The sequence below is a fragment of the Pseudomonas fuscovaginae SE-1 genome (genome assembly GCF_000364705.1).
Classification (GTDB): Bacteria; Pseudomonadota; Gammaproteobacteria; order Pseudomonadales; family Pseudomonadaceae; genus Aquipseudomonas; species Aquipseudomonas fuscovaginae_A.
Genome location: NZ_AQOH01000322.1, coordinates 38,819 through 45,986, shown reverse-complemented (window position 1 = coordinate 45,986; position 7,168 = coordinate 38,819). Strand labels below are relative to the sequence as shown.

Sequence of the window (7,168 nt, the reverse complement as noted above, 5' to 3'; positions counted from 1 at the left end):
TCGGCGGAGCATCGGCGGCACCGGCCAGCCAGCCGAGCTCGCGGTCCAGGCGAAAACGCCGGATCGAATCGAGCAGGGTCGCCGGGATTTCCTGCCGGTTCATGTGCAGGCGACGCAATAACGGCGCATCGATCCGGTGAATCGCCAGGACCCGCTCGATATCCGTGTCCTCCAGCCAAGCGGCCTCGGGCCCCAGGCGACGCAACAGGTGGGCCGGATCCTGCCAGCCCAGGGGCCATTCATGAGCCAGGCGCCAGGCCCCCGCGCCGTTGTGTTCCAGCAGCGGCCCGTAGGCCGACGGCCGACTGCGATGACGCAGGCGCCAGGCGTCAGCGACCTCATCCCGATAGGCCCGATAAGGCCGGCCGGCGATATCCAGGTAACGATGCCCGTCATTGGCCCTGTCCGGGTAGAACCCCTGGTGATCCGGCTCCTGACCGACCAGCAACGACTCATCGTGGGCATAGGGTTCCAGGTTGGCCTGCCAGAGCCGGTAGCGCCCATCGCTCGAGCGCACCGGCACCAGATCGTCGAAGAACGCCGATTGTCGACGGAACAGACCCTTGACGAACTGGCCGCCCACATGAATGGCCGCGCCCAGGGCGATCATCGTCGCCATGTCCTCGGCCACCGACATCATGTGGGCGATGGCCTCGTCATGATCACCCCGTCGCCAGTCCTGATAGCCTTCGTAGACTTCCGCCAGCATTTGCCCGACCGACACCCCCATCATCAGCAGCCCCAGCCAGGGGTTGGCGAAGGCGGCCAGGTTCAGCAGGGTCATGCCCAGCCCCAGCCTGGCCTGGTAACGGGCGTTGCGAGCGTCCTGGTCGACATCCTCGGTCGGTACGGCCACGGCGCGGGCATCCTCCTGCAGGCGCAGCAAGTGTTGTCGATGGAGCAGGGAAAACAGCTCGTCGCTCGACGGCAGCAGCCGCAACTGCAAGTCGGCCTGCCGGTTCAGCGAGGCTTCGGCCCTCAGCGAGTCCCGGGTCAGGCTCAGACGCAACGTCGAAAGAAACGCCGTCAGCTCGTGCTGACCGACCAGGCCACTGAAGAACGCCTCGTAGAAGGGCTCCCAGAGACGCCCGCACAACTCGGCGCGAAAGATTTCCAGCGAGGGGTAGAACTTGAAGGGGCTGAGCGGATCGTTGGGGATGTGCACCAGCAATCCACGATCCGCCTCTGGCTGCCCGGCATACAGCGTGAACACGCGCACCCGCGACAGCGTCACACCGAGCATCCGCAGTTCGTTGACCTGTATCCGCGAACCATCGTCGGCAACCGCGACATTCGACTCGATCAGCCGGCAAAGCTGTGCATGGGATGTAGCGTCGATGTCCTTCTTCATCCGGGCGATGCTGGCATCCACCAGCATGTCCGCCTTGCCTTGCCGCTGCATGGCGAATTCGATTGCGGCCGCTTCAATGCCCGGTGCCTGCCCGGCCTCGAGAGGCAGGTGAAAGACTTGGCACAGGTGCTGCTGATAGCGACCGCCGAGGTCCAGTTCACGCACCAGGTCCATGAAGGCCCGCGGGGTGAAACCCGGCTTCGGGGTGCCGGAAAAACGCATATAGGTTTGCGGCGGAAACTGCTCGTTCGCCGCGAAGTTCTGCAGCGCGGCATCCAGCAGGCCGTGCTGGGTGAAGGTCATCGGAAAGGTAACGGGGGCACCGAAGGGCGAGGGAAATTCAGGCCAGCGATCGGCGACGACCAACATGTCCTTTTCCAGATCCAACCCCGCGCCGAAGCGTTCGCGCAGGGAGCGTTCGAGCAACGGCTCGCAGAATTCACGCACCGGCTTCAGATCCTTGAGCCGTGACCACACCTCATCCTTGAACAACTGGCTACTGAGCATGTAATCGCGCAGTTGCGCGATGCTTTCCGGGGGCGCCAACAACAACCAGTCGGGGGCATTGGCCCGGATCACCTCCTCATTTTCACTGAACTCGTCCAGCCCGGGTGGCACGGGCAGTTTAACGGCTGACATTTCAAGACTCCTTTTATCCATGAGCCTTGAAGGTATCAATCACGACGCCCTGGAAAATCTCAAAAACCTGTTGTTTATCAGCCTGTTGCATCAGGAATTCAGGGCTTTCCCATAACCCGCTGGCACCCCTTTGCACGAGGCCCCATGGCAGCGGCTCCAGGCCTCGGGTCTTGTCCAGCGGGATTTCTTATAACGGATTGATATAAAACTCCACCGGCCCCGGCGAGTCAGTTTCAGGGTCACCCTCCCCAACGGATAACCGGTAAGGACTTATGTGCGGAATTGCTGGAGAACTACGTTTCGATCGACACCCCGCGGACCTGGCCGCCCTTGAGCGGATCACCCACCACATGGCCCCACGCGGCCCCGATGCCTGGGGCTTCCATAGCCAGGGGCCGATTGCCCTCGGCCATCGTCGACTGAAAATCATGGACCTGTCGGATGCCTCGGCGCAGCCGATGATCGACCCCGACCTGGGCCTGTCCCTGACCTTCAACGGGGCTGTCTACAACTTCCCCGAACTGCGCCGGGAACTGGAGCGGCTCGGCTACACCTTCTACTCCGGTGGCGACACCGAAGTGCTGCTCAAGGGCTACCATGCCTGGCGCGAGGCCCTGCTGCCCAAGCTCAACGGCATGTTCGCCCTGGCGATCTGGGAGCGCGATGCGCAACGCCTGTTCATCGCCCGCGACCGTCTCGGGGTCAAGCCGCTGTACCTGTCACACGAGGCCCAGCGCCTGCGCTTCGCCTCGAGCCTGCCGGCGCTGCTGCAAGGTGGCGACATCAACCCGCTGCTCGACCCGGTCGCCCTCAACCACTACCTGAATTTCCATGCCGTGGTGCCAGCCCCGCGCACGCTGCTGGCGGGCATCGAGAAACTGCCACCGGCGACCTGGCTGCGCATCGACGCCAATGGCCAGCGCGAACAGCAGACCTGGTGGTCGCTGAACTATAGTCCAGCGGCCGATGAACTCGACCTGGGCCTGGAGGACTGGCGCGACCGGGTACTCGCCAGCACACGCGAGGCGGTGGCGATCCGCCAACGGGCAGCGGTGGATGTCGGCGTGCTGCTGTCGGGCGGCGTGGATTCGAGCCTGCTGGTCGGACTGTTGCGCGAAGCCGGGGTCGAGCAGTTGTCGACCTTCTCCATCGGTTTCCAGGACGCCGGTGGCGAGCGCGGCGACGAGTTCCAGTACTCCGACCTGATCGCCCGTCATTACGACACCCGTCACCACCAGTTGCGAATCGACGAACGGGAAATCATCGAGCAACTGCCGGCGGCATTCCGCGCGATGAGCGAGCCGATGGTCAGCCACGACTGCATCGCCTTCTACCTGCTGTCGCGGGAAGTGGCCAAACATTGCAAGGTGGTGCAGAGCGGCCAGGGTGCCGACGAGCTGTTCGCCGGCTACCACTGGTACCCCCAGGTGGACGGTGCCGCCGATCCCTGGGCAGCCTACCGCGAAGCCTTCTTCGACCGCAGCTACGACGACTATGCCGCCACCGTGCAGCCGGCCTGGTTGCTCGCCGAGGATGCGGCGGGCGACTTCGTTCGCGAGCATTTCGCCCGCCCCGGCGCCACGGCCGCGGTGGACAAGGCGCTGCGCCTGGACAGTACCGTGATGCTGGTGGACGACCCGGTCAAGCGCGTCGACAACATGACCATGGCCTGGGGCCTGGAAGCCCGCACGCCATTCCTCGACTACCGCCTGGTGGAACTGTCGGCCCGCATTCCGGCCCGCTTCAAGCTGCCGGACGGCGGCAAGCAGGTGCTCAAGGAAGCCGCTCGCCTGGTCATCCCCAGTGAAGTCATCGACCGCAAGAAGGGCTACTTCCCGGTCCCCGGCCTCAAGCACCTGGAGGGCGACACGCTGGCGTGGGTCCGCGAACTGCTGCTCGACCCGAGCCAGGACCGCGGCCTGTTCAACCCGGCGATGCTCGACCGCCTGCTGACCGACCCACAGGGTCAGCTGACTCCGCTGCGCGGCTCCAAGCTGTGGCAGTTGGCGGCCCTGAACCTGTGGCTCAGCGAACAAGGTATCTGATCGGATGAAAGCTCACGCCACCACCTACAGCCAACGCCTGTTGCGCGGCCAGCCGCCGTCCTACGAACGCCTGCAGGCCCGCCTGGCCGAGGATGGCAACGAACCGGCCCCGGAACCGGTGGCCGTGCACTGCGGCTGGGGCCGGCTGCTGGTCGGTCACACCTTCGCCGACCCGGCCGTGCTGGCCGAAGAACTGCTCAACGAGCAATCCGGCGAACGCGATATCGCCCTGTATGTGGCCGCGCCACAGCAGGTGCTGGCCCAAGCGCCGCAGCAACTGTTCCTGGACCCGTCGGATACCCTGCGCCTGTGGTTCAGCGATTACCGCCCGGCTACCCGGGTGTTTCGCGGCTTCCGTATTCGCCGGGCCCAGAGCCCCGAGGACTGGCAGGCGATCAACCAGTTGTATCTGGCCCGCGGTATGCTGCCGATCGACCCCGACCTGCTGACCCCACGCCACGAAGGCGGGCCGGTGTACTGGCTGGCGGAAGACGAGGACAGCGGCGCCCTGATCGGCAGCGTCATGGGCCTCAACCATCGCAAGGCGTTCCACGATCCGGAGCACGGCAGCAGCCTCTGGTGTCTGGCGGTCGACCCGCACTGCAGCCGGCCGGGGGTCGGCGAGGTCTTGGTGCGGCACCTGGTCGAACACTTCATGAGCCGCGGCCTGAGCCACCTCGACCTGTCGGTGCTGCATGACAATCGCCAGGCCAAGAGTCTCTACGCCAAGCTCGGCTTCCGCACCCTCAGCACCTTTGCGATCAAACGCAAAAACGGTATCAACCAGCCGCTGTTCCTCGGCCCGGGGCCGGAAGCCGACTTCAATCCCTACGCCCGAATCCTGGTGGAGGAAGCCCATCGGCGCGGAATCGACGTGCAGGTCGACGATGCCGCCGCCGGCCTGTTCACCCTCAGCCATGGCGGGCGCCGGGTACGCTGCCGGGAATCGCTGACCGACCTGACCAGCGCCATCAGCATGAGCCTGTGCCAGGACAAGAGCCTGACCCACCGGGTGCTCCGCGAGGCAGGTCTGAACGTGCCCCATCAACAGCGAGCGGCGAGCCCCGAGGACAACCTGGCCTTCCTGCACGCCCACGGGCGCATCGTCGTCAAACCCCTGGACGGCGAGCAGGGCCAGGGGGTGGCGGTGGACCTGCGCAGTGCCGAGGAAGTCGAGCAAGCGATCAAGGCCGCCCGCGCCTTTGACAGCCGGGTGCTGCTGGAGAGTTTCCACGAGGGACTGGATCTGCGCATCGTGGTGATCGGCTTCCAGGTGGTGGCCGCCGCGCTGCGCCACCCGGCCCAGGTGGTCGGCGACGGCCAGCACAGTATCGGCGCCCTGATCGAGGCCCAGAGCCGCCGACGCCAGGCCGCTACCGGCGGCGAAAGCCGGATTCCCCTCGACGCGGAAACCCAGCGCACCCTGCATGCCGCCGGGTATGACTACAACACCGTGTTACCCAGGGGCGAGCAACTGGCGGTGCGGCGCACCGCCAACCTGCACACGGGCGGCAGCCTGGAGGACGTGACGGCCATCCTCCACCCGGAATTGGCCGAGGCCGCCGTACGCGCGGCGCGGGCACTGGATATCCCGGTGGTCGGGCTGGACCTCATGGTTCCTGCGGCGGACCGGCCGGAATACGTGTTCATCGAGGCCAACGAGCGTTGCGGGCTGGCCAACCACGAACCGCAGCCAACGGCGGAGCGGTTCATCGACCTGCTGTTTCCCCATAGCCAGCCCATGCAGTAACCGCCACGCCCCCGCGGCAACTGATTGCCGTGGGAGCCGGCTTGCTGGCGATCGCGATGGATCAGTCAACAGGGATGTCGACTGTAGGCTTGCAATCGCCAGCAAGCCGGCTCCCACGGCAGAGCAGTGCTGCACACAACTGACAGGAGTAGCCATGACCACCCCACTCCCCCATCCCGACCTCGACTACCTGCAACGGGTGCTGCTGGAAATGCTTGCCATCCCCAGCCCGACCGGTTTCACCGATACCATCGTGCGGTATGTCGCCGAACGCCTCGAAGAACTCGGCATTCCCTTCGAGCTGACCCGTCGCGGCACCATCCGCGCCACCCTCAAGGGTCGCCAGAGCAGCCCCGACCGCGCCGTGTCGGCCCACCTGGACACCATCGGCGCCGCCGTGCGGGCGATCAAGGACAATGGCCGGCTGAGCCTGGCGCCGGTCGGCTGCTGGTCCAGCCGCTTCGCCGAGGGCAGCCGGGTCAGCCTGTTCACCGACACCGGGGTGATCCGTGGCAGCGTGCTGCCGCTGATGGCCTCCGGGCACGCCTTCAACACCGCCGTGGATGAACTGCCGGTCAGTTGGGATCACGTCGAACTGCGCCTGGATGCCTATTGCGCGACCCGCGCCGATTGCGACGCGCTGGGTATCGGCATCGGTGACTTCGTCGCCTTCGACCCCCTGCCGGAGTTCACCGAGAGCGGCCACATCAGCGCCCGGCACCTGGACGACAAGGCCGGTGTCGCGGCCCTGCTCACCGCCCTCAAGGCGATCGTCGAAAGCGGCGCGCAACCGCTGATCGACTGCCACCCGCTGTTCACCATCACCGAGGAGATCGGCAGCGGTGCGGCGGCGGCCCTGCCCTGGGATGTCAGCGAGTTCGTCGGCATCGATATCGCACCGGTCGCGCCCGGCCAGCACTCGAACGAACATGCGGTGAGCGTGGCGATGCAGGACTCCGGCGGCCCCTACGACTACCACCTGTCACGCCACCTGCTGAACCTGGCGGCAGCCCACGACCTGCCGGTGCGCCGCGACCTGTTCCGCTACTACTTCAGCGATGCCCATTCGGCGGCGACCGCCGGGCACGACAGTCGCATGGCGCTGCTGGCCTTCGGCTGCGATGCCACCCACGGTTATGAACGCACCCATATCGACAGCCTGGCGGCCTTGAGCCGCCTGCTCGGCGCCTACCTGCTCAGCCCGCCGGTATTCGCCAGCGATGCGCAACCGGCCAGCGGCTCCCTCGACCGCTTCAGCCGGCAACTGGAACACGAAACCCAGATGGAAAGCGACACGCGGGTGCCCACGGTGGACAGCCTGATCGGCCAGCGCAACCCGCTCGACTGAGGGCAGACGCGGCTGCCGGCTGATTACCGGTAGCC

Annotated in this window: 4 protein-coding genes; 3 read left to right on the top strand and 1 reads right to left on the bottom strand. The window is 66.0% G+C overall.

What is annotated here, in order from left to right; translation table 11 throughout:
* Positions 1–1,990: dermonecrotic toxin domain-containing protein (locus K675_RS0125965; RefSeq protein WP_017906384.1), on the bottom strand; the 1,990-nt coding region annotated here is incomplete at its 3' end.
* 272 nt (positions 1,991–2,262) lie between these two features.
* Here K675_RS0125965 and K675_RS0125955 point away from each other — a divergent pair.
* The 3 genes from K675_RS0125955 (at position 2,263) to K675_RS0125945 (ending at position 7,133) form a co-directional block, all read left to right on the top strand.
* Positions 2,263–4,035 (top strand): N-acetylglutaminylglutamine amidotransferase, encoded by a 1,773-nt coding sequence (locus tag K675_RS0125955; RefSeq protein ID WP_026145547.1) that lies wholly within the window; start codon positions 2,263–2,265, stop codon positions 4,033–4,035.
* Between the two features lie 4 nt (positions 4,036–4,039).
* Positions 4,040–5,785: an N-acetylglutaminylglutamine synthetase gene (ngg, locus tag K675_RS0125950; RefSeq protein ID WP_017906380.1), complete on the top strand. Its 1,746-nt coding sequence runs from the start codon at positions 4,040–4,042 to the stop codon at positions 5,783–5,785.
* A gap of 154 nt (positions 5,786–5,939) precedes the next feature.
* A complete protein-coding gene (locus tag K675_RS0125945) occupies positions 5,940–7,133 on the top strand; it encodes an osmoprotectant NAGGN system M42 family peptidase (protein WP_017906379.1) in 1,194 nt (397 codons plus the stop codon).
* The last annotated feature ends 35 nt before the right edge of the window (positions 7,134–7,168 follow it).

Excerpts from the sequence above, each read along its gene's own strand:
- K675_RS0125955 (WP_026145547.1), top strand. The coding sequence starts at position 2,263 with ATGTGCGGAATTGCTGGAGAACTACGTTTCGATCGACACCCCGCGGAC.
- ngg (WP_017906380.1), top strand. The coding sequence starts at position 4,040 with ATGAAAGCTCACGCCACCACCTACAGCCAACGCCTGTTGCGCGGCCAG.
- K675_RS0125945 (WP_017906379.1), top strand. The coding sequence starts at position 5,940 with ATGACCACCCCACTCCCCCATCCCGACCTCGACTACCTGCAACGGGTG.